The following is a 795-nucleotide window of genomic DNA, read 5'->3' on the forward strand; positions in this document are numbered from 1 at the left end:
ATCACGGAACTCTTGACCCATGTTTGCTTCAAGAGTCTCTTGAATCACACCATTTAAGTCAAAGATCGAGTCACCCACACTGATTACGTCGTTACGTCCACCACGGTCTGATACATCCTCATCATAGGGATTACCAACACAACCTACTACAGTGAAAGCTACGGCAGCGACAGTTGCTGCTTTAGCAAGCTTGTTTATTACTGATTTAAGATAAGTCATTGTTCTCTCCAACCTTCCTTATTTTTAGATTTAAAGTGGAGCGAAAATCCTACTTAACAAAAATTCACAGTTGGAGTCAGTTCACGAACAAAGTCCAACCATCTGTTCGCTTTTTATGCAAACCTATCAATAATGGCCATGTTTACATTATTAATGCGAAGCTCATCACAAAATTATCTGCAAGTTAGGTTATCCGTTAAGTCAGATCAAAAAATTCGTTAGATATAAAACGAAAAAACACGCTTTCGCGTGTTCTTTAAAGAGGGCAGGATAAATTAATTCATGCCATACACTCTGGGGCGGTCAAAACGCATCATTCCAATGGTTTCTTCTTGCTTAAGCGAATAAGCGGTACGGTCATCAAAATGCGTAAGACGCAAAATATCTAACTCGGTTTCTAAATCTTCTCCGGTATAACTCTCAAGAAGTGCGGTTCTCGCCTCCATATAGGCATAGCCTTTCGTCCACTGCTCATCACGACGTTGATCTTCTTCTTCCAACTGCGCAATTCGTTCCTCAGGAAAGCCAAGCTGCAAGCGCATTTGATTGATCGTCTCTTGACGCGCCTCAGGGTCC

1 protein-coding gene and 1 pseudogene are annotated in these 795 nt (G+C 41.6%); both read right to left on the reverse strand.

The window, feature by feature from the left end:
- Positions 1-219, reverse strand: a pseudogene (locus tag A3762_RS01560) (hypothetical protein); the annotation flags it as partial.
- 275 nt (positions 220-494) lie between these two features.
- The coding region (locus tag A3762_RS26835; protein WP_197468931.1) for a hypothetical protein at positions 495-795 on the reverse strand (301 nt) is incomplete at its 5' end.

This window comes from Oleiphilus sp. HI0125 (assembly GCF_001635355.1).